This is a genomic window from Pseudoalteromonas rubra, from assembly GCF_005887095.1.
GTDB classification, from domain to species: domain Bacteria; phylum Pseudomonadota; class Gammaproteobacteria; order Enterobacterales; family Alteromonadaceae; genus Pseudoalteromonas; species Pseudoalteromonas rubra_E.
In genome coordinates this window covers 18,642-44,128 of record NZ_PNCI01000010.1, presented here as the reverse complement: position 1 = coordinate 44,128, position 25,487 = coordinate 18,642, and the positions used below count along the sequence as shown (strand labels likewise).

Here is a 25,487-nt window from a genome sequence, read left to right as displayed (position 1 = left end):
ATACTCTGGCCTTAAGGCATCACCGTAAGGCACAAAACGTGGCGAGCCAAAAGCCCGCTATCTGGCTTTCAGGCCAGCGCTACAGGCTGTTCAGCAACAGGTTCTGCAGATGAAAATGACGTGGTTACGTCTTCCATCTGACCGGCTTCAAATTTGAGGATGCGGTCAGACAGTGAGAAGTAATGTTCGTCGTGGCTGATCACGAATATGGTCTTACCCAAAGACTTAAGCTCAGGTAAGAGTTCGCGATAAAAGAAGTTTCTGAAATACGGGTCCTGATCGGCTGCCCATTCGTCAAAGATATAAAGCGGTGTGTCTTCCATGTATGACAACAACAGTCCCAGACGTTTTTTCTGACCCTGAGAAAGCTCAGTGGTCGATAAAATGCCCTTTTCTACCGTGACTTTCTGATCCAGTTTCAGCTTGCTCAGATACTGGCGAATTTTATGGTCATCGGCCAGCATGCCGTTGGCATCGATCACTTGCTCAAACAGGTAGAAGTCAGAAAAGATGGTGCTAAAGTGGCAACGGTACCAATCCATTGCATGGGCGGCATCCCGACCATCAAGACGGATACTGCCGCGCGTTGGGGTATACAAACCACATAACACTTTGGCGAAGGTGGATTTACCACAGCCATTGCCACCAATCAGGAAAACAATTTCACCGCGCTGGATCTGCGTGCTGATGGGCCCGATAGAGAAGTGGTAGTCGTCGCTGTCATCGCGACGGTATTCATACTCAATGGCCTCAATGTCCAGGGTGTGCCAGTTGTGCTCAGGATGCAGTGTGTTGTCCAGCTGGTCAGTCAAAATCTCTTCTGATAGTTGCAGTTTTTCTATTTTCTGACTCGACACTATGCCCTCTGCAACCACAGAGTAGGTGTTGATCAACACCGTCAGTGGACCTATCACATAGACCAGCGTCAGCACAAAGCTCACCACCACCTCAGTGGCTATGCCACTCAAAAACAGTTGTGACATAAAAACCACAGACCCCAGCGCCAGGAACAAGATCAGATTGGTCCAGTTGCTCAGAATGATAAATATAATGTGCGCTGAAATTGTCGACTGTTTAATTTCCTGAATATTTGGCGTCACCACCTCTTTGTAAAAGAAGCGCTTACGGTTGAAGTTAATATTCAGTTCTTTACCACCGTCGATTAAGGCACGAAAGTTCTTAAACAGGCTGTCATCCAGTTCCCGCACAGCCTGAAAGCGCTGAATGCCCAGGCTCATAAGCAGCTGGGCGACCAGCATAGCTAACAACAGCACACCACCGACAAACAAAAACAGCTGCCAGGACTGATAGCTCATATAAGCAAAACACAGCAATACCGTGGCCAGGTTATAGGCCACATGCGGTACGGCACTCAGGGTTGCGGTGAGTGATTCAATGTCTTTGGTCAAAGTTGCAAAAATACGATGCCCACCCACGCGCTCAATCTGCTCATAACTGGTCGACAGAACACGCTGAACCAGATTCTCGCGAATACTCACCATGATCTGAACGGATAACTTAGTCAGTATGTACTGAGAAATCACACTAAAGGTAAGAAACCCTGCCAGTGCGGCGAAAAAAATGCCCAATGCTTTGAGTACGTCAGAGTCCGGATTAGACACATTTTCTATCTCAGCATTGACCAGTGAGATGATGCCGATGCCGGATAGCGCACTAACAACACTCAAAAGCGTGGCAAGTATGAGTAGTTTCTTATGAGATAAAACTAGCCGATATAACATAAAACAGCCTTGTAATGGTTACTAATTCTAAAATAGGTATTACGCAGGCTGAAACCACTTTGCCCCGGCCTGCATGCTTGGGTCAGATAACCCGTTTTACTCTTTGTTTACTCAGGCCAGTAGCGCCATGAGTTTGTCTGCCAGGCCACTGACATAAGGACTTTTCACCATAGTGACATGCTTGCCTTCTGTGTGGATGGTCTCTACCTGTGTGCTGACATATGCCTGCAACTGGGTCTGTTTTTGCTGCCAGTAAGTTGCTCCCAGCTCAGGAGTCACTATCATGCTTACGGCACCATTCAGGCTGGCTTCGGGCTGATAGCGTCTTGACCAGTCCACCTGCTGAAAATACACAGTGAACAGGCGCTGAGTCATACCCAGGCTGAGCCAGGACAACAACTGCTCTTCGCTGTCTTCAGGTTTAAGCGCTTTGGCATAGGACAGCATTAACTCCTGCTTTTCAGCCTCGCTGATCTCGAACTGGGCTTCATCATCGGTTGCCACTAAACACTCGCACAGTAGCAGTTGTGTTTTACATCCTAATGACTCCAGTTTCAGTGCGGTTGCAAATGCCACGGCTCCCCCGGAACTATGGCCCATCAGCACGGCAGGTTCTGCCTCTGCGCCACGCGCATTGCGCTCACTGATAATGGCATCTGCATAGCAATTGATAAGTTCATCCCAGCTGTCGATAACCGGGTCCTGCTCGCTCATGCCCACAGGCTCCAGGCTCATGATCTGCACCTGAGGTAACGCCCGTGCCAGGTCCATGTAGCCGCCGCTGGTCATGCCTGCTCCGGGCGCCAGATAAATCGTTACTGTCGGGTCAAAATCCAGTGATAACACAGGGCGAATGGCCTGCCATTCATGGTCGTTGTGATCTGTGATCAGCTGCGCCATGGCGCTGAGTGTGGGTCGCTCAACCACTTTGTTGATAGCAATCCCGTGGGTTTTGAAAACCTGATCGATATTCTGCACCAGCTTCATTACCAACAACGAGTGGCCACCCAGTGCAAAGAAGTTGGCATCACGGCTGATCTGTTCGGCGGGCAGTTTAAGCACATCGGCCCACACCTGCGCCAGCATCACTTCGCTATCCCCTTTCGGTGCCTCGTAACCGCCTGCCAGCGCGGACAACTCCGGTGCAGGCAGTGCCTTGCGGTCAATTTTACCGTTAGGCGTCTGTGGCCACTGACTGACATAGATAAAACTATCCGGCACCATGTATTCGGCCAGTGCCTCGCTAAGCTGTGCTCTGATTGCGGTCGTCAGTGCCTGCTCATCGTATTCACCCAGCGGCTTCACATAAGCCACCAGACGCTGACTACCATGCTCATCGGTTAAGGCCATCACCAGCGCCGAATCTACATCGCTGTGCTCACCGATAGAAAACTCAATTTCACCCAGCTCGATGCGCAAACCGCGGATCTTCACCTGATGATCCAGCCGGCCCATATATTCAATGTTGCCGTCCTCGCGATAGCGCACCAGGTCGCCTGTTTTGTACAACCGCTGGCTGCTGTTTGCTGCACTGGCATCGAAAAATGGGTTGGCGATAAAGCGCTCGTCAGTCAGCTCCGGGCGATTCAGATAGCCGCGGGCCAGGCCTTCACCGCCAATGTGTAACTCACCGCACGCCCCTTGCGGTAGCAGGTTCAGTGCTTCATCGAGGATCAGGAGCTGAATATTCTGAATGGGCTTGCCTATCGGCACACTGCTGCCATAGGGTTGTGCACAGTCCCAGTAACTCACGTCGATAGCGGCTTCCGTCGGACCATACAAATTATGTAACCGCGCAGTTGGTAAGCTGGCCTTAAACTGTTCGACATGACTTATCTGTAATGCCTCACCACTACAGAACACCTGTTTTATTGAGGTGCAGCGGCCCAGGTCGCTCTGTTCCAGCATCACACCCAGCATCGAGGGCACAAAGTGCAGCTTAGTGACACCGGTTGCCACAACTAACTCGCTCAGGTAGGCCGGGTCTTTGTGTCCACCGGGTTTGGCAATCACCAGCTCGGCGCCTTTAAGCATAGGCCAGACGAACTCCCACACCGATACATCAAAGCTGTAAGGGGTTTTTTGCAGAATTTTATCTGAAATATCACAGCCATATTCTTTGTCCATCCAGTCGATGCGGTTATGCAACGCCTGATGCTCAAGCAGTACACCTTTGGGTTTGCCCGTTGAGCCTGAGGTATAAATCATATAAGCCAGATGCTGTGACGTCAGGCCGATTTCGTCGACGGCAATATTTCGCTCGTCATGGGCGTCATAATCAAACTCATCCAGCACCACTACCTTTGCTTCGCCCAGTTCAACGCGATTGGCCACAGAGCGGGTGCTGAGCACCACATCGGCACTGGCATTCTCAACCAGATAATTAAGTCGCGCAGCGGGTAATTCAGGGTCCAGCGGCACATAAGCACCACCGGCTTTGAGAATGCCCCAGATGCCAATCACCATTTCGACAGAGCGTTCAACACACAGTCCAACCAGTGAATCCGGGCCAATGTTATGAGTGTTGCGTAAATAGTGTGCCAGCTGATTGGCCTTACTGTTCAGCGCGGTATAAGTGAGGGTCTGCGCCTCGAAGCGTAGTGCAATATTCCCGGGGGTCGCTGCAACCTGTTGTTCAAACAGCTGATGCACACAGGCCTCACGCGCATAACTTTGCTCAGTATCATTCCATTGCTCCAGATAACGATGTTGCTCGTCATCCGGCAACACTGGCAGCGCAGCAACCGGCTGGAGTGAATCGCTTTGCAGCGCATCCAGTAACTGAGTCAGCGCGGTAACCAGATACGCATTGATACGCTGGCCATTCACCTTGTTGTCGATTTGCAGCGTTAGTGAAAAATCGCTGCCCAGATCGTCAACCGACATCACGCACGGGTAGTTAGTACGCTCTTTGACGCCCAATAGTTTCAGATCAGCCGCTTCATCGGGCGCGCCCACATCGTGAGAATGACGATAATTAAGTACCGCACTGAACAATGGCATATTGCCCTCAACGCCCGAAGCCAGCATGGCCTCAGAAAGCGGCGCCTGCTCATGAGGGAGCAGCGACTGCAAGGCCGCATGCACATCGTGCAAAGCCTCCTGTGCACTGCGCAGGTCCAGTGTGACACGCACAGGCAAGGTATTAATCATCATGCCCAGCATGTTTGCCATTTCAGGGCCACCCTGCATTCGCCCCGATAACACAGTGCCAAACACCACATCCTGCTGACCCGAACAGGCGGCCACTACCCGCCCCCAGGCCAGATGAAATAACGCAGCCGGGCTCATTGCCTGGCTTTTAGCATAGTCTCTCACTTTACTGGCAAGCTCAGCCGGAATGCGCTGTTTAAACTCATCAATTTGACCACCATCGCCGTTTACTTCACTCAGCCCAAACGGGTAGGCTGGCTGGTCAAAGTCTCCGAGTTGCGCTTTAAAGTATTGCTGAGCGTCGTGATGCTGCTGGTCGTGTAGTACACGAGCGATAAAATGACGATACGGTGTCACAGCAGGTAAACTGGCTGCGCCTTCGCTTTCTATCCGGGCCAGCTCTGCCATCAGAATATCCAGCGAGACATGGTCAATCAGCAGGTGGTGCACTTTGAGCACAACATAGATTTGCCGGGATTGTTTATCCTCCATCGCCTGTAACTGCATCATAGGTGCCGATTCCAGCTCAAGGCGGTGTGCACCGTGTGCGACATAGTTTTCGAACACCGCTTGCACCTCCTGCCCGGCGTTCACCGGCAGCCATTGCGCCGCTATCTGCGCCTCACGCTGCACCACCTGGACGGGCTCTGTCCGGCCACGCCACAAAATCGCGGTGCGCAATACATCATGACGAGCGATCAGCGCATTGAGCTGCGTCTCCAACAGCTGTAATAACGCTCGCTGAGAGAATGAAAACGCCATGGTTGTAACATAGGGGTCGCGGCCATCACTGAGTGTATGCATAGCCAGGATCCCCTGCTGCAACGGCGCCAGAGGGTAGATATCCTGAATGTTTTTAGCTCCACCCGGAATCTGCGCCGTTATCTCATTGATCTCGTCCTGCGTAAGACTAACCAGATCCAGCAGTTCAGGCGTAATTTCAGTACACTCAGGAGGGATCCGGTTTTGCGGCACCACAAAGCCCTGTTCTGCATCCTCACTCAATTGAGTCGCCATCTGCGCCAGTGTACTGCTGGTAAACAGGGCCTGACTATCAACCTGATATCCCCGCTCTTTGAGCGCAGCAATAAGCTGTATCATCAGCAACGAGTGACCACCCAGCGCAAAGAAATTAGCCGTTGTGCTAAGCTCTGCCGGATCGCGTTCAAGCAATTCACCACACACGTCAACCACTACCTGTTCCGCCTCAGAGACGGGGGCCGTGTGTGCTGCATCCACCTCTGTCAGTGCCGGTTCCGGTAGTGCACGGCGGTCGATTTTTCCGTTGCTGGTTAACGGCCAGTGCTCAATCAGGACCAGCGCATTCGGGACCATATAGCCAGGTAACCGCTGTGCCAGTTTCTGGCTCAGTTGAGTGCTATCCAAGGCTCCAAGCTCCCGGGCTGCTCTGGTTAGCTCAATGTAAGCGACCAGACGTTTATTTGCTTCGCCGTTTACCACCACCAGCGCACTGGCCACGCTCTCCAGCTGCGTGATTTGTTGCTCGATTTCGCCCAGCTCAACCCGGAAACCGCGGATCTTGATCTGGTTGTCGGTACGACCCACATAGTCAATGACGCCATCAGCCTGAACACGCACCAGGTCACCGGTACGATAAAGACGTCGATAGACATCACTTTGAGCGTCGTCATAGAAAGGGTTCGCGGTGAATTTTTCTGCGCTCAGTGCTGCCAGGTTTAAATAGCCCAGCGCCAGTCCGGGTCCGCTGACACACAGCTCGCCCACACTCCCCAGCGGTACCAGTTCATTGCCGCTGAGCACCATCACACTGTCGCCCTGCAGTGCACGACCAATCGGCACCGCGTTTGCGGGATCAAAATGCGCAGGAACCGGATAACAACAAGTAAAGGTGGTGTTTTCGGTCGGACCGTAACCGTTGACCACTTGCACAGCTGGCAAAGCACGCTGCACCCGAGCCACAGCCTGCGGGTCTAATACATCACCACCGGCCAGCACAGTGCGCAGCGAGCTCAACTGTGTCTGTGCCTGCGTGCTCATCTTACTCCACTCACTAAACAGTCCGGCAGTTAACCACATCGCATTAACCCGGTGCGCCTCAATCACCTGGTTCAGTGTCTCCAGCGTGAGATGAGCTTGCGGATAGATCACGCAGCAACCACCATTAAGCAGCGGCCCCCAAATTTCCAGCGTTGCCGCATCAAACGCCACATTCGCAGCCTGCAAAAACACCGTATCCCGGTCCAAACTCATAAAGTTGGGCGACATCACCAGTCGGCTGATGGCCCGGTGTGGCACCGCAACCCCTTTGGGTAATCCGGTCGAGCCCGATGTATAGATCACATAAGCTGGGTTTTCTGGCTCAGGCAAGTGCTCAGTAAGCTGTGCAGAGCCAAAACGCATAAACGCATCACATCCCTCAATTGTGAGTGCAGGGGTTAGCTCCAGCGCCTGTATATTGCTGTTTTGCAGTATCGGGCGATGTTCAGCACAGGTGATCACCAGGTTAAGATCAGCGTCTGCCACAATATGGTCGATGCGGGACTGCGGATAGTCGGGATTCAGCGGTACATAGGTCGCGCCACTTTTGAGCACAGCCAGCATGGCGACTATCATCTCGATACCGCGCGGCAGCAACAAGCCGATATACGCCTGGCGACCTTGTGCTATCAGATAACGGGCAAGTCGACTGGACGCACTGTCGAGTTCACCATAGCTAAGCTGACGCTGACCACACTCCAGTGCGATATGCTGCGGTGCAAGTGCGACGCTGCGGCTGAACAACTCTGTCACCGACTGATGAGCCGCCTCTGTCAGCTCACTGGGGGTCATCAGCGCCGCCAGCTGCGCCTGCTCTGTTACATTAAGCGCCGAAATTTCACTCAACATTGGCTGACTGGCACTCACCGTGGCGCCTGCCAGTCTTTCGATAACTGCCATCAACTGGGCGTTGAAACGTGCAATGAGCGCCGGGCTGAATAAGGCTTTGTCATATAACCAGCTAATATGAACACCTTGCTCATCCAGACTCAGGTTAATCTCCAGATCAAATTTACAGATAGACTCATCACCACTCAGCGGTGTCATGCTCAGCTCGGGCAGTGCCACACTGTGCGCCTGTTCACTGGCCACCCCATAATCAGAGTTAGTGGTCAAAACTATCTGAAATAAAGGCGTATGAGCACTATCACGCTCTATATTCAGTGCCTCGACAATCTGCTCGAACGGCACATCCTGATGGGATTGAGCCTGCTGGTTGACGTGGCGAATATGGGCTAAAAAGTCTGCCAGCGAGTCATGCTCTGTGCTTGCTCTGAGCACCAGAGAATTGACAAAAAAGCCTATCAGGTCTTTAAGCTGGGCATCGCTGCGATTTGCAACTGGGGTGCCAATCACTACATCTGAATTGCCGCTAAAACGCGACAAAGTCAGTGCCAGCGCACCATGCATGAGCATAAACGGGCTGAGCTGATGCTGCTCACACAACTGAGTAAGCGCTTTGGCAACAGGCGCCCCCAGCGAGGCGTCATGCCTGGCGCCCAGATACCCTTTTTGTGCGGGTCTTGGATAGCTCAGCGGCAGGCTATGTAATGCGGGTAAGTCGGTCAGTGTCTGCTGCCAGAATTTCAGCCCGGATGCGAGCACCTCTTCGCTCAGCCACTCACGCTGCCAGTGCGCATAATCTTTGTATTGCAAAGCAAGCGCAGGCAGAGGACACGCATTGCCCTGCACCAGGCTGGCATAAATCGCAAAGAATTCCTGGCTCAGGATCGCCATCGACCAGCCATCAGAAGCAATATGGTGCATGTTTAATAGCAAGTACCCCACCTGGCCCGGAGCCGTGTGACTCATGCTCACCCAGGTTGCACGGATCATCAGATCCTGGCTCAGGTCAAAGGGTGTCTGAGCATCTTCTTGCAGTAAGGCATCCAAAGCCTGTTGTGCTGCATCAGGTGCCTGCGCACTCAGATCCACACAGGTTAATGAGAAAACCACATCATCGCGCACAACCTGCACCGCTTTGCCCTGTTGAGACTGGTACACAGTGCGCAACACCTGATGACGCTGCACAATTTGCGCGAGCGCCTGTTCCACCAGTGCTGGCTCCAGCTGACCTTCGACACGATAGATCTGCGGCATATTATAGTGCGCACTGCCGCCATGTAGCTCATTGAGCATCCACAGCCGTTGCTGTGCAAAAGAGAGAGGCGCACTGCAAACCGGCATCTTTTTCAGCGTCGGGCGCTTGTGACTGCGAGCATAAAGCTGGTGTAAAAATGCCTTGAGCGCGTCTTTGTTTTCGGCCAGCTGACGTTTCAGCTGACTGTCCATTTCTTTGGGTAGCTTGAGGGTGATTTTTTCATCCTGAGACTGAAAAATAACACCCGCCTGTTGTAGTTGTTGAAAGAGCAACTCAACACTCATAGCTCAAAATCCTCAAATTCATTGTTGTCTTGCTGCGCTGGCAGCGTCTGGTCATGAATGGCCTGAACCGACTCAATAAACCCGGCAATCTGCTGAATATTTTCGCAGCGATACAGGTCGGCGATTTGCAGTTCAATTTCAAGGTGCTGGTTAAGTGCCTGCAATAACTTCATGACCAACAGTGAATGGCCTCCCAGCTCAAAAAAGTTGGCCTGTGTACTGATCTGCTCAACTGGCAGGTCCAGTAGCTCCGACCACAGTGCAACCAGCTGCGTTTCCAGCTCGCTGACCGGTGCTACATACTCGGCCTGCATCAAACTGAAATCCGCCTCAGGCAAAGCGTTTCGGTCGATTTTTCCATTCGGTGTTAACGGCCAGTCTTGCACCAGTACAAAGGCCGCAGGGATCATATAGGCAGGCAGCTGAGCGGCCAGTGCCTGTACCAGCCCCTGAATATGTGCACCTTGTTCCTCCTGCTTGCCATCGCAGTTTAATTCCACATAGGCAACCAGCTGTTTATCTCCGCCGGTACGCGTTTTAATGGTGACCAGTGCCGCAGCGACATCGTCCAGCGCGTCCAGCTGGCGCTCAATTTCACCCAGCTCAACCCGGAAACCACGAATTTTAATTTGATCATCCACCCGGCCGGCATATTCAATCAATCCGTCAGTATTGCAGCGCACCAGATCGCCGGTGCGATACAAGATTTCGGGCTGGTTGCCCTGAGTCTGATACGGATTGCGAATAAAGCGCTCTTTGCTCAGGGCTGGCTGGTTAAGGTAACCCAGTGCCAGACCATCGCCGCCAACGCACAGCTCGCCAACCACCCCTTGTGGTACCCGACGACCATGCGGCGTTAAGATCAGCAGCTGATCGCCCTGCACAGCACTGCCAATAGGCACGCCTGCGCGTATATCACTGTGTTGAGGCACCGGGTAACAACAAGTAAAAGTGGTGTTTTCCGTTGGTCCATAACCGTTGATCACTGTGACCTCAGGCAGTGCCCGTTGCACGGTGGCAACCGCCTGCGGATTGAGCACATCCCCACCGGCCAGCACGTTTTGCAGCGCCAGGGTGTCAGCTGCCAGTTCATTACACACTTTGCTCCACTCGGTAAACAGCCCCGAGGTCAGCCACAGCGCCGTGATCTCCTGAGTACGCAATACCCGATTCAGCCCATCCAGTGTGATCAGGCTGTCCGGATATAACACACAGCGCCCGCCATTCAGTAAGGGTCCCCAGATCTCGAGCGTCGCGGCATCGAAGGCAATGTTGGCACTTTGCAGAAATACCGTCTGGCTATCCAGAGTCATAAAGTTAGGCGCATGTACCAGGCGATTGACGGCACGGTGTGGGGTCATTACGCCTTTAGGTGTGCCCGTGGAGCCAGAGGTATAAATCACATAGGCCAGCGATTGCGGTGTCAGCGCATCTGCCCGGGTCAGATTGTCTTTACTCAGGGCTGACCAGGGCGTGTCTGCGTCATCCAGTATCAGTTTTGTCACCTGACTGAAGGCCAGAGTCTCTTGTTGCGCTCGCTCGGTCAGGATCACGCTCAGCTGAGTATCTTCCAACATATAGGCCAATCGTGATTGCGGATAGTTAGGGTCCAGCGGTACGTACGCACCACCGGCTTTCAGAATCGCCAAACTGGCCACTATCATCTCTACAGAGCGACCTATACACAGACCCACTAAAGTTCCGGAGCCAACCTGGTGCACCTCGCGCAAATAACGCGCCAGCTGATTGGCTTTGGCATTCAGCTCATCATAACTGAGGGTCTGCTTATTCAGCTGTAAGGCTATACTGTCCGGTGTAGCGCTGGCATGCAGTTCAAACACTTCATGAATACAGGCATTGCGAGGATAACTGGCTTCATCACTTTGCCCCTGACTGAGTTGTGTCAGCTCAGGCTCACTCAGTACTGCCAGTGTCGCAACCGGCTGCTCACTGTGTTCATTCAGTGCCTCCACCAGTGCGTCTAACGCGGTGTGCATTAGCTCAGCGATCCGTGCTGCACTGACGCTTTGTTCAATCTGATAGTCCAGGCTAAAACTATCGCCCTCTCCCAGATCATTCACCGATAAATCGAACGGATAATTGGTGCGCTCACGCGTGCTCAGCAGCGCTACGCCGGGCGACGTATCCTGTTCACCCGCAGGTTCCGACTGTGTCGCCGAGTGGCGATAATTCACGATGGCACTGAACAGCGGCGTATTGCCGTCTATCCCGCTGTAACTTTGCGCTTCGGCCAGGGATACCTGTTCATAGGGTAACAGCGCCTGCAAGGCATCATTCACTTCTTTAAGTGCAACATGGGCTGCCTGATGCCCTAATGACAGGCGCAGTGGCAAGGTATTGATCAGCATACCCATCATACGCTCAATGCCCGCCATACCATTCATCCGGCCAGACATCACAGTACCAAACACCACTTCATCACGGCCACAACAGGCACTGAGTACTTGCGCCCAGGCAAGGTGAAACAAAGCCGCCGGGCTGCACTGATGGCGTTTACATAAAGTGCGGATCAGCTGAGACTGAGTGTCGCTGAGCGTCGAGTGATATTCAACTACCGAATTACCATCTCCAGTGACCTGAGCCAAATCAAACGGCAAGGTGGGTGTATCTATGTCGCCCAGTTGTTCAGTGAAGAAGGCTTCAGTGTCCAGCTCAGCGCTTTGCGCCATTGAACGAGCGATAAATTCCCGGTAAGGCAGAGGCGCTGGCAGTGCCAACACATTGTCGGCTTCGAGTTCACTCATCAGGATCTCTAATGACACATGATCGGTAATGAGATGATGGAATTTGAGCATGGCGAATACCCGCCCCAGTTCATCCTCTGGCGTGACCACCAGCTGGATCAGCGGTGCAGACTCCAGATCAAACCCATGTGGTCCGCTTGCCACATACTCAGTAAACTGCGCCTCAATGTTGCCCTCACGAAGCGTCAGTTCAGTGACCGGCAGTCTGGCTTCACGCATGACTACCTGCATCGCCTGCTGACGACCACGCCAGAAAATCGCGGTGCGCAGCACATCATGGCGCTGGATCAGCCAGTTCAGCTGAGTCACAAATCCGGACAATTTACCTGCGGATGTGAACTCAAAACTGGCAGTAGTGACGTAGGGGTCATGTTCTGGATTCAGCGTATGAACAAAGAGTACCCCCTCTTGCAGAGGCGCCAGTGGGTAAATGTCCTGAATATTGCGCATCCCGCCGGATGTCGCTGCGGCGATGGCATCAATCTCAGACTGTTCAAGCGTCGCCAGCGTCAGCATGTCGGGCGTAATGGCATCACACTGAGGCGGTATTTTATTCTCAGGGATGGCAAAAGCATCATCGGCCTCGCTGATAACCTCCGCCATAGCCGCCAGATCAACGGCCTGGAACAGCTGCTGGGCGCTGCAACTCAGATTATGCTGCTGTAGTTTGGCCAGTAACTGCATAATCAGCAACGAGTGGCCGCCCAGCTCAAAGAAGTTAGCGGTGGCACTGATTTTATCCTGCTCCAGCCCCAGCAGATCGGCCCACAGGCTTGCCAGCAATTGAGCAAGCTCAGTCTCAGGCGCCACATATTGTGCACTACTTTGTTGTAACGCATCCGGCGCTGGCAGGGCTTTTTTGTCAATTTTGCCGTTTGGTGTCAACGGCCACTGTGGCATGACCACAAACAGACCGGGTACCATATGGGCCGGTAATTGTTGCCCCAGACGTAATTTGATATCGCTGATCCAGGCTGCCTGCTGCGTCTCATCCTGGGTTGTCTCACACGTGATACAAGGCTGGACATAAGCCACCAATTGCTGCTGACCATCCGCCAGTGTGCGCGCCAGTACCTGCGACAATGCAACATCTTCGAGTTGGTTCAGGCGGTGTTCAATCTCACCCAACTCGATACGAAAACCACGGATTTTCACCTGATCATCGCTGCGACCAATAAATTCCAGTCGTCCGTCCTGCCGGTAACGCACTAAGTCGCCAGTGCGATAGAGGCGAGGGCTGCAATCCGTGCTGTATGCCTCGTAATAGGGATTGGCAATAAAACGTTCTTCGGTCAGTTCAGGCCGGTTTAGGTAACCACAGGCAACACCGGCACCGCCAAGATAAAGCTCACCAACACAGCCAATCGGCAAGCGCTCCATCGCGTCACCCAGCACATAGGCCTGACTGTTGGCGATGACATAACCTATATCCGGCACCGACTCTAGCAGTGTGGAAAAGCGCGCACAGGTTGAGTAAGTGGTATCTTCCGACGGCCCATACAGATTACACACCTCAGCCTCGGGCAGGGCAGCAAAGATCTGGTTTACCTGTTGCGCTGTCAGTGGTTCACCGGCCAGATTAACTGTGGTCAGGCTTGCGGGCAATGCGCCCACATCCAGCAGCGCTTTCATTGCTGAAGGCACGGTATTGATCAGGCTGATATCCAGCGGCTGATCCGCCAATGCCAGGGCATTTTTAACCACCACCACTTCGAACCCAAAGCTCAAAGGTAAGAAGATTTCATACACCGACAAGTCAAAGTTCAGTGACGTTGAGGCCAGTACCCGGCGCAGCGCCTGATCGTTAAAAGCAGCCCTTGCCCAGTAAAGCATTGCGACTGTGTTGCGGTGTTCGATCATCACGCCTTTTGGTTTACCCGTCGACCCCGAGGTATAGATCAGATAGGCCAGATGCTGTTCAGTCACGCCACTTTCACAGCGCCCGATATTTGCTGTGGAATAATGCGAGAACGCACAGCCGGGCTGCGCAATCAGGTCATCCAGCATTACCCTCTGTGTGCCGGGCAACGACACTGTGCCGGTGAGTGTTTGCTGGGTCAGGACCACTTTCAGACTGGCGTCTTCAATCAAATAAGCCAGACGCTCCTCTGGATAAGCCGGGTCGAGCGGAACATAAGCGCCGCCCGCCTTGAGGATAGCCAGCATAGCAATGATCATTTCCACGCCACGCTCCAGACATATTCCGACCGGACAATCCGGAGCAATGTGATGCTCAAACCGCAAATAGTGAGCCAGCTGGTTGGCTCTGGCATTCAGTTCACCATAACTCACAGCAACATCGCCACACTGCACAGCAATGCGTTCAGGTGTTTGCTCTGCCTGTGCTTCAAACAGCTCGTGTATACAGCGCTGTTGTGGATACTCGATGGCGTTGTCGTTAAACGCGCTGAGCTGTGCAATCTCGGCATCAGTCAGCATAGGGATAGCAGCGGTGCTCAGCGTACTGTCGGCATTGAGCTGTGCCAGAAAAGCCAGTGTGTTGTTGAGGTGCTGCGCCAGGATTTCGATGCGCTCGCGCGTGAACAGTGCCACATCATAGGTCCATTCAATTGCGCCGCCGTCATCACTTACCGAGGCATTGATGTCCAGATCAAACTTAGTCGTTGCGCCATTGCCCTGCAACGGGCTGATGGACAAACCTGCCAGCTCAGTGGTATCAGCATGCGTATCGCGCACACCGTATTCGGAGTTCGTGGTCAGCATGATCTGAAACAGCGGACTATGGGCTGTGCTGCGCGGTACTTTCAGCACTTCAACGAGTTTTTCAAACGGCAGATCCTGATGAGACTGAGCATCCAGGTGTACCTGCCTGAGCTGAGCAAGATAGTCACCAAGTGGTTGCGCCTGAGTATTCACTCTCAGGATTAATGTATTAACGAAAAAGCCGATCAGCGATTCGAGTTCTACCTGACGGCGGTTGGCTACGGGCGTGCCTATAACAATATCATGGTGATTACTGTTGCGAGACAGTACCAGCGCCAGCGCCCCATGGATCAGCATAAACGGGGTTAACCCATAGCGACGGGCAACGGCTGCCAGCTGCTGACATAACTGTGCACTCAAAGTCTGTGATACCACTTCGCCCTGATATGTTTTCACCTCAGGTCTGGGGTAATCGAGCCCCAGAGCATGAACTCGGGGCAGTTCGGCCAGTTGCTGCTGCCAGTAACTGAGCTGGGTATCCAGCACCTCACCTTGCAGCCAGTCACGTTGCCATTGTGCATAATCGGCATACTGAATGGAAAGCTCCGGCAATGGATTTGGCTGACCATAACCAAAGGCATGGAACAGGGCAAAGAATTCCCGGAGCAGGATATCCATAGACCAGCCGTCGGTGGCGATATGGTGCATATTGATAAACAACACACCTGCATCACCCGCTGGCAGAGTCGCAAAGCGCACCCGCAGCATAAAGTCTTCAGCCAGATTGAAAGGCTGCTCAGCGGACTCACGAACAAAGCGCTCAATACCACTTGCTTCGTCCTGACTTGTCAGGTGTGACCGCTCAACGGTAAAGTCTTGCGGGTCAAGCAGGGACTGCTGCACACCTTGCGTGGATTGCCGGAAAACAGCTCTGAGCACCTCATGACGGGAAACAATTTCGCGAAACACCCGCTCTATCAGTGCCACATCTAGTTGTCCACTGAGCCTGAACACCATCGGCATATGATACTCGGCGGAGCCCCCCTGAATTTGGTCCAGCGTATACAGGCGTTGCTGTGCAAATGATACTGGATAATGGCTGAGGTCTTCACGACGGGTCACCGGGTTTACCTGCGGGGCATCGCTGTAGTGTGTCAGCGCCTCAATAATCGCACTTTTATGTTGTTTGATCTGCTTAGCAATCTCGGGCGTTATGGCCCCTTTTTTGGCTTTAGACTTTAATGCCCCGTCCTGCAGAAATAGCCGGATCCCCGCCAGCTCAAGCTGCACGAGTAGCTGTTTGATATTTTCCATAATGACTGACTAACTCATATCTGTGTTAACTGCAAAAGCGCTGCGCCCGCAACAGGTGTGCTGTTCGTCTATCCGAACAAAACCCCGACACCGGCTTAGCCTCTACGACTTAAAGCCAGCCAGAATGAATACTCAGGCTGGCAGGTTTATACGTGCTTTTTGGTACCTGTGCTCATGTTGAACGGGCGAATTAAGTAGCCCGCCCCCTTACCAGTCCATTTCCTCCAGCTCATTATCATCGTGCGCCTGCAGGTCGCTCTGGCGGCTGAGCAGATAATCAATATGTAAAGCCTGCTCTTTGAGCTGAGGTTGAGCAAACAGCTCTTTGATAGAGAACTCCACCGTAAAACGATGTCGGATCTGAGTCTCCAGCCGGGTTACCAAAATGGAGTTGCCCCCTTGTTCAAAAAAACGTGCATGGCTGCTGATCATTGCGGGATCTATACCCAGTAATTCGGACCAGATCTGGGCCAACGCCAGCTCAGTTTCAGTCTGTGGCGCCACATAGGGCTGCTCAGAGTCTTCTGCAGATATATCCGGCAGGGCTTTTTTATCAATCTTACCGTTCGGAGTCAGTGGCCATTGCATAACCACCACAAAGCGGCTCGGCACCATATATTCCGGTAATTGCTCATACATATCTTGCTCAACGCTTTGTATAAGTTCTGTGGTGTTTTCAGCCTCAGTATGTGGCTGAATGTATGCGACCAGCATATCCGCCCCGTTACTGGCTTGTTTCACTAGCACCACGGCCGAATCCAGTTGTGGACAGCGGTTTAATTGCGCTTCAATTTCGCTCAGCTCAATCCGAAAGCCCCTGATTTTAACCTGAGCATCCAGACGACCGACAAAGTCGATACTGCCATCGGGCAGAACCCGGGCCAGATCTCCGGTCTTATACAAGCGTGTGCTGTCACGATGAGCCGGGCAATAATAGAAGGGGTTGTCGACGAACTTCTCAGCGCTCAGCTGGGGACGTTGATGATAGCCACGAGCCAGACCATCACCGCCAATATGCAACTCCCCGATCACACCCGGTGGCACCAGATTCATGTGCTTATCCAGAACATACAGGCTGACATTGTTCAGTGGTTTACCTATGGTGATTGGCGCGCCCGGATAGAGCCGCTGATAGGAAGCACATACGGAGGCTTCCGTCGGGCCATAGGCATTAAAGAAGGGATAATGTGCCGACCACTGATTGACCAGCTCAGCTTCACACGCTTCACCGGCGACAATCAACGCCTGTAAGGCCAAAGACGTATCGAGCGGCATCAAAGCCAGGAATGCCGGAGGCAAAGTGACATGGCTGATCTGATGCTCTGCCAGCAGCGCCGTAATGGCTTCGGGCGAGCGTCTTTGTTCGCTCTGTGCAATCACCAGGGTCGCGCCATTTAGCAGCGCCATGGCGTATTCCCAGGTACCGGCATCAAAACTCATGGAGGCAAAATGCAGGATCTTGCTGCGCGGGGTGATGGCAAATGCCCGGCGCTGATTATCCGCCAGGTTCACGATCCCCTGATGCTCAAGCAACACGCCTTTTGGCTGGCCTGTTGACCCTGAGGTATAGATTTCATACGCCAAACTGGTAGGCAATAGCCTGAGCGCTCTGCTGTCCAGGTTTTCATCACTGCAATGACTGAAAGGCCCCAGCGCAGCATCACTCAGCAAACCGTCTACAGTAATAAGGTCATAATCCGAGAGGCGCACGGCTTCGCTGATGGTCTCGCTGCTGATAATGGTTTTGATCCCAGCATCTTCGAGCATATAGCTCAGTCGTGCGGGTGGATAAGCCGGGTCAAGCGGTACGTAAGCGCCACCCGCTTTGAGCACCGCGAGTGTGGCGACGATCATTTCCAGCGAACGCTCCAGTGCCACCCCTATCAATGTATCTGACTGTATGGCGCCGCGTTCACGCAGAAAGTGTGCAAGCTGGTTGGCTCTGCCATTGAGCTGAGCATAACTCAGTTGTTGATCGGCAAAGATCAGCGCAATATGCTCAGGATTACGCGCTACCTGCTGTTCAAATGCCTGATGGATACATAGCGACCGATCATAGTCATGGTAATTGTCGTTGAGGGCATTAACCAGATACTGGCTTTGTTCGTTCGCCAGCACACTCAACTGTCCGGGTGAGTTGTTCAGACTTTGTGTCATCTCAGTTTGCACCAGGCGCTCTAGCAGCAACATCAGGTGCTCGCTCAATTGGGTGATATGTGACTCAGTGAACAGCGAAGTATCGTAAATCCAGTTAGCCAGCAGCCCGGACTCACTCATGGAAAACTCTACTTCGAGATCGAATTTTGCCACACAACCGGCCTGCATAACGGGTGTGATCACCAGGCCGTCTGGTGCGCTCTGCGTTGAGCCTGACTGTGTCTGGGCGTTGTTGAATGAGGTCATGATCTGACAAAGCGGCGCATGGGCATCACCCCGGGGGATCTGCAATGCATCAACCAGCTGCTCAAACGGCAGGTCCTGATGACTTTGTGCATCCAGATGAACGGCTCTGACGTGTTGCAGATAGCTCTCCAAAGAAGGCTGCTCTGTGTTGACCCGCAGCGCAAGAATATTGACAAAAAAGCCTATCAGCGGCTCAACTTCCGCCTGCATCCGATTCGCAACCGGCGTGCCAATCACCACATCAAGGCTGTTGCTGTAACGGCTGATGGTCAGCGCTAGTACCGCATGCAGCAGCATAAATGGTGTCATCTGATAGTGCGCAGCCATATCACATAACTGTGTGGCCAGTTGTGCAGATGCTTTGCCCGATACCATAGCGCCGTCATATTGTTTGTCGGCAGGTCTTGGACTATCCAGTGGAATACTGTGTACACCCGGGGTTTCACTCAACTGCGCCTGCCAGTATTCGAGCTGCTGTTGCAGCACCTCACCTTGCAGCCAGTTACGTTGCCACTGGGCAAAATCGGCATACTGAATTTTCAGTGCAGGCAATGGGTTGTCCTGACCTGCACTGAATGCGCGATAAAGCGTGAAGAATTCTTCTCTGAACAGATTTAATGACCAGCCATCTGAGGCAATATGATGCATATTGAGAAGTAGCACACCTCGCTGCGAACCCAGGCTAATATAGCTGGCACGTAGCATCAGGTCGGCGGCTAAATCAAAGGCCGCATGCGCATCTTCAGCCAGTAGTTGGTCAAGTTGTTGTGTGTGTGCACCGTCCAGGTGACTGAGCTCCAGATGTCGTATCACCACAGGTTGTACCGCCATGATCACTTGCTCAGGCCCGTGTTGCCCTTCCTGATAAACAGTCCGCAATACCTCATGACGCGCCACTATCGCCGTCAGTGCCTGCTGGGCCAGAGCCAGGTCAAATGGACCTTCTATTTCAAAAGCCATGGGCATATTGTACTGAGCAGAGCTGCCCTGAAACTGGTCGATAAACCACAGACGCTGCTGAGCATAAGATAACGCAAAGCGGTTTGTATTTCTCTCCTGTGGCTCAATGGGTGGCCGAGTGGCTTGTGTGCCTGACTCAATCAAGGCCGCCATTGTCATTAACGTGCTCGCAGAGAACACCTGTTTAACTGCGATTTCAACCTCAAACTCACTACGGATCAAAGAAACTAACCTGACTGACAGCAAAGAGTGGCCACCCAGCGCGAAGAAATCAGCATCGCGAGTCAGCTTATCAAGGTCACACCCTAACAGGGTTGACCAGAGCTGAGCCAGTGCCTGTTCAGTGGCTGTTTGCGGCGCCTCTCCCTGATACTGCGTTTTAGTTAAGTCGATGACAGGCAGTGCACGTCGGTCAATTTTGCCGTTACGGGTCAGCGGCCACTGCTCCACCACCACAATGGCGGCAGGCAACATATATGCGGGTAACAAATCTTTTAGCTGAGTCTGTAAAGCGGTGATCAGGTGCTGCTGTGTCTCATTTGTCTCATTTGTCTCACACGTGATACAAGGGCGCACATATGCAATCAGGTGTTTGTTGTCCACCTCGCCGGTGGCAAGCACCAGCGCTGATTCCACCTCTGGGCAGGACTCAAGCACCGCACTTATCTCACCCGGCTCAATGCGGAAACCTCGAATTTTTATTTGTTCATCACTGCGGCCCAGATACTGCAAGTTGCCCTGTGACGTCATGCGCACCAAGTCGCCCGTTTTGTAGACGCACGTGACATCCGTCTGTGGCACCTGCAACTGCGATCTATCAAGAAAACGCGCTTCAGTCAGGCTTGGGTTGTTATAATAACCCAAGGCCACACCCGGTCCGGCAACAAAGAGCTCACCCACACAGCCCACAGGCACGGGCGCTAAATCGGCGTCCAGGATCAGACAAGTCGTGTTGGCAATTGCCTGGCCTATACTGACTTCTTCTTCGTTTGAGTTTTGTAGAAGATAGGTGGTGGCGACATGCGTCTCTGTCGGCCCGTAATGATTATATAAATCACACAGCGGATGCTGCGCCATAAATGCGCGAATGCTGGGGGTGATCTTCAGCACATCTCCGGCAACACACACTTGCTTAAGTGCAGCCATAGGAATACCCGGATGTTGAGTAGCCTGCTCGGCCAGCAGGTCAAACACAGCTGGTGGCACGAATAAGCGCTCAATATTCTGCTTTGCAACCAGAGTGCCCAGATCCTGTAACTGGTCTTTTTGCTGCTGAGACATGAGCACCAACGGAGATCCGGTATACCAGCTTGTTGCCAGCTCCTGAGCTGATACATCAAATGTCAGTGGCGTAAATTGCAATGTCCGGTAGGGCTGTGTAATGCCGTCAACATACGCCTGATGCATACACAGATTAACCAACGTGCTGTGGCGCTGGCTGACACCTTTTGGTCTGCCTGTTGAGCCTGAGGTATACAGGATATAAGCCGGGTTGTCGGCCGCCACCTCTGGGAGCTGGGCAGACAGTTCAGAAGGTTGCCACAGCGCGGGGTCGTCCAGCCTCACGCACGGCATTCCGGCAATAGAGTCCAGCGAGTGAGATAATACCAGCGACAGTGAGAGTTCGCCGACAATATAGTTTAGTCTGTCTGCCGGCGCCTGGGGGTCTAGTGGTACATAAGCCCCACCCGCTTTCAGTATTGCGGCAATCCCGCACAAAGTGTCAACACTGCGCTGTGCGACAATGCCCACCGGCTGGCCCATGCTCACCTGATGCTCTGTCAGCAGGCGCTTTGCCAATACATCAGCACGTGCATTTAACTGAGCAAAAGTGACCTGAGCCCCCTGTGCTTCCACTGCCACGGCATCAGGATTGACCTGGGCCTGATGTTCAAGTAATTGATGCACAGCCGAGTACTTGGGGTCAACTACGCGGCCACAGCCTAGCGCCAACGCTTGATGCTGCTCTTGCTCACTCTCCATCGGTATCGCGGCAAGCCGGGCAGACCAGTCACCCGCTTTGGCCAACTCAGCCAAAGCGCTTAGCACATTGCATAAGTGCTGACTCAACTGACTGATATGTGCTTTGCTGAACAGAGTTATATCATAAGTCCAGCCCATGGACACGCCCGCCTCGTTCATTGACATATGAATGTCCAGATCAAACTTGGTGGTCAGAGCGACTTCCTGCATGGCCTCTAAAGTGGCAGCCCCAAGCTGTATTCTCTGCGCGTCTGACGACGCTGTTCCATATTGGTTGTCTGTGGTCAGTAAGATCTGAAATAGTGGGCTGTAAGCGTTATTTCTGGGCACATTAAGCACTTCAACCAACTGCTCAAAAGGCACATCCTGATTGCTCTGTGCCCCCAGATGTACCGCTCTGACATGGCCCAGATAATCGCTCAGAGTGTCATGTGCTGTGCTGACTCTGAACACCAGGGTGTTGACAAAAAACCCGATCAAAGGTGCCAGAGCCGGATCCTGACGGTTAGCGACTGGACTGCCAATTACAATATCTTTGCTGTTACTGTGTCGGCTTAATACTAACGCCAGGGCACCATGTAACAACATAAAAGGAGTTAACTGAAAGGCTCTGGCCAGTTCCAGTAACTGAGTTGCAACAGTACCGCTTAGCTGTGCCGTAACCAGCGCTCCCTGGTATTGTTTTTCAGCGGGCCGGTTTGCATCTAATGGCAGCTGATGCAGTGCAGGCAAGTTCTCCAACTGCTGTTGCCAGTAATCCAGTTGCTTGGTTAACCCTTCCCCGGCCAAGGTTTTTTGTTGCCAGTAGGCAAAGTCACGATACTGGATAGGCAGCGGCGCCAGTCCACTTTGCATGTCCTGCTCAAGCGCCTGGTAGATGGCAAAAAACTCTTTGGTCAGCACATCCATCGACCAACCGTCTGAGGCAATATGGTGCATATTGAAACTTAAAATGGCCTGGCAGGCGGCGCTGTCATCATGTGTCAGCTGCAAATAACTGGCCCGCACCATCAGGTCCTTGCTCAAATCAAATGTTCTGGCAGCTTCACGGATAAGATAAGCGTCAGCCGCACCATGGGGGTCTGACTGCTCGCTCAGATCCTGCACTGTGATGGTTAACGACGTGTTGTCCAGCACCATCTGGCAGGGCTCACCATCGCGCTCATAAAAAACCGTTCTTAATACTTCATGGCGTTGTATTATCTCATTCAGGGCCTGCTCTACCCTGCCGATGTTCAGCTGTCCGTGCACCTCAAATGCCATAGGCATATTGTATTCACTGGAGCCACCATTGAGCTTGTCGATAAACCACAATCGACGCTGAGAAAAGGACAATACAGTATCAGTATGCAACTCAGGTTTTGTGGCAACAATGGGAGACGAAGCCGACACCTTTTGGTGTGTCAGAATCGACTCAATGATCTGCGCTTTATTGTTCTTTAGAAAATCTTTTTCTTCTGTAGTCAGAGCTTTCAGCTTGCCCCTGACGAGCAACTTACCTTGTTCATCGACAGTGAGTTTGATCCCTTTTTCACTGAGCTGTAAAAAGAACTGTTTCATATTTTCGCTTTTGCAATCAAGTTGATGATAAAGAAAAACACTGGCAGACACGACATAAGTTGAGGTCGCCAGGTGCACACAAAACCAATCAGCCATAACCCTTGTACTATCAGCGAGAAAAACCCGATTTTGATTGTATTTATCCAGAACTTTCGGACAATCAAAGCGCATAGATCATGCGTCGTGCGAAAACACGATTTCTCCGCAACAAAATAGCTCACCTAATTAAGCGAATTGGGATACGAAGAGCACCATGCGAACATGGCCAGCCCCTCGATTTTTATGTTGCTATTGCACCGCCCCGACATGCCTGTATATCGGATCGCAGCGCTAAGATATGTATAAATTCATAGCCTGACTTACGCGTCAAGCTCACAACCACTTAATGAACGTAGTGAAGAAGCCGGGCACACATATACACCACTACAACCGTCTTTATAGCCAAAGTCATAGGCCAGTTTGAAGATATGATGGAGCAGCTGCACATCTACAGCGTCTGAATTCATATTGTGAATATTCAGATTGATGCCCAACTCTGTCAATGCGTCATTTTTCATCTCATCAGTCCATGTTAAAAAGTATTGCAAAGTGTTAAATGTTTTACGCAAGCGCATTATTATGTAATCTGCACTTTTTTTCTACACTTTTGTTTCTAAAATTATAAATTTCATAAAACAGAAAAATAAACCTCTCTTTTTATTGGGTTTATTTTATTTTTACCTCTGTCAACTTGATAAGGAAGTACAATTTAACGCTGAAAAACCCAACTCAAACAAATAATTAACAAAGTAAACATAGGTTAAATTTTCGTCCTCCGATAAATCGTATTCTACCGCACTGACAACTTGACGCTCCTCCGCCAGATGCTAACTACTCTAGCCTCGTCAGTGTTGTTCATTGGGGATATTTATACCCCACACATCGGGACAATAACATGACGGTTTGAGGAATTATATGTTTCAAAATGTACCGCTGAGAAGGAAATCAGCTTGTCCCAGACAACAAGGTTGCAGTGACCATGACATTTACTGATATGATTATTTTATAGATTATATTTTCATGTATCAGGTAATAAATATGACACAATTAAATGACTTTTTACTGTCATATTCTGAGAAAAACACCCTTTATTTTCAGAACTGCAAAACTGGAATGACGCTAACCTCCTGCTACCTGAGGGGCGGTTTAAAGCCAGAATATTTAAATGCTTGTCTCAATATACGCGCCAGATCACTCAGATAAAAACACTCAAAAAGTGCACATAATTAATAAGAAAATGCTTATTTATAAACAATGGTAGTGGGATAATGCTGGCGGAAAAATATCGTAAATCGCAATAATCGACCATAAAGCAATGGCCCTGAGTTGGCGAGATTATGCCGCTATGTTCACTGATACATGCGGCAAAGCACTGACATAAGCACGATTTTGCAGCTTATGACTCTTGTTCAAGGTGAGCAATAACACGCTCCAGCGCCTCTGAAACGGCTTTCTTATCTTGCCAGTCCAGTGTTGGCCAGTCGACCCCGCATGCCAGTTGCGTAACATCTTGCGTGAGTAGTCTTTGCAAAGCCGTATGAGATCCAAACGACGTGGTAATAAAGGGAGGCTTACTTTTCGCTGGCTGCTTTTTGATCCGCTGTAATTGCTGTTCAATCAGCTCTGAAACCGCACGTTTGTCCATGGCATTCAGGGTCAACTTATTGTGTGCTTCTTTATACTGGGATTCCAATGACAAAATCAGTCGCTTCATTTTTATAAAAGAGTAACTACAGCCCCTTTCATAAGCGGACATCACCACAGGGTAGCGAGATAAGACCTTGTAGTTATCGTACGCGCCCATTGAGATGCCGAGCTTAGGCACGACCTCTCGCACTGTGAGACGCGATAACCCAGATTGCAAGCGAGCTTTATTTAACTGTTCGATTTCAGTTACCGCATTTGAAAATGCCTGTAGCTTGCCATACTGAGGTAAGTCTTCACGGCTGGCATTTTCCTGAAACTGCTTCACTTTAGTAAGCAGTGGCTTGCTGTCGTAGACTTTAAACTGGGCGGCAGCGCCATACCCTTTTGCATATACTAATGCAAAAAAGCGACGGTGACCGGTCAAAATTTGAAAGCGACCGTCCTCAATAGGGTACAAAGTAGGTGCCTGGATCATCTCAGATACAGAAATGTTGTCTCCCAACTCTATGATTGAGCCTATGGTCTGAGAAGCACGTTTCCAGTCTTCTGAGCCGTGCTCCAGACAGTTAATAATGATAGATTTACCAATCAGAACATGGTTTTCGCCCTGATAAAGCTTAGTGAGTTGCGCCTTGCTTAATTTACGGGCCACAAACAGGCGCGCATCTTCATCATCAATACATATCGAAGGTAAAAAACGGCCATTGGTGGGATCCGGAACAACTGAGCTTAAAAAGATACTTTTATACTCAAACGACTCATCATCGAGTTCTGCTTTATTGTTCAGGTTGCTCAGCAGCATTTGCTCTAACATAATTATTACTCTATTGACTACCGACTCTGACAGCCAGCA

General features: G+C 51.6%; 6 protein-coding genes. All 6 read right to left on the bottom strand.

Annotated elements, in window-relative coordinates; translation table 11 throughout:
• Positions 1-68: 68 nt before the first annotated feature.
• The 6 genes from CWB99_RS05390 to CWB99_RS05365 all read right to left on the bottom strand — a co-directional run bounded on the left by CWB99_RS05390 (position 69) and on the right by CWB99_RS05365 (position 25,448).
• Positions 69-1,742 carry a cyclic peptide export ABC transporter gene (locus tag CWB99_RS05390; RefSeq protein ID WP_138550940.1) on the bottom strand — a complete coding sequence of 558 codons (1,674 nt, stop codon included), beginning with the start codon at positions 1,740-1,742 and terminating at the stop codon, positions 69-71.
• A gap of 111 nt (positions 1,743-1,853) precedes the next feature.
• A complete protein-coding gene (locus CWB99_RS05385; RefSeq protein WP_138550939.1) occupies positions 1,854-9,299 on the bottom strand; it encodes a non-ribosomal peptide synthetase in 7,446 nt (2,481 codons plus the stop codon).
• Complete coding sequence (locus tag CWB99_RS05380) at positions 9,296-16,042, bottom strand: non-ribosomal peptide synthetase (RefSeq protein WP_138550938.1); 6,747 nt, start codon at positions 16,040-16,042, stop codon at positions 9,296-9,298. Before CWB99_RS05380 ends, CWB99_RS05385 begins: the two co-directional genes overlap by 4 nt.
• A gap of 207 nt (positions 16,043-16,249) precedes the next feature.
• A complete protein-coding gene (locus CWB99_RS05375; protein WP_138550937.1) occupies positions 16,250-22,948 on the bottom strand; it encodes a non-ribosomal peptide synthetase in 6,699 nt (2,232 codons plus the stop codon).
• Between the two features lie 359 nt (positions 22,949-23,307).
• Positions 23,308-23,505, bottom strand: a complete 198-nt coding sequence (locus CWB99_RS05370; protein WP_138550936.1) for a hypothetical protein — start codon at positions 23,503-23,505, stop codon at positions 23,308-23,310.
• Positions 23,506-24,383: 878 nt separating this feature from the next.
• Entirely contained in the window at positions 24,384-25,448 is a 1,065-nt protein-coding gene (locus CWB99_RS05365) for a hypothetical protein (RefSeq protein WP_138550935.1), read from the bottom strand.
• Between the last annotated feature and the right edge of the window lie 39 nt (positions 25,449-25,487).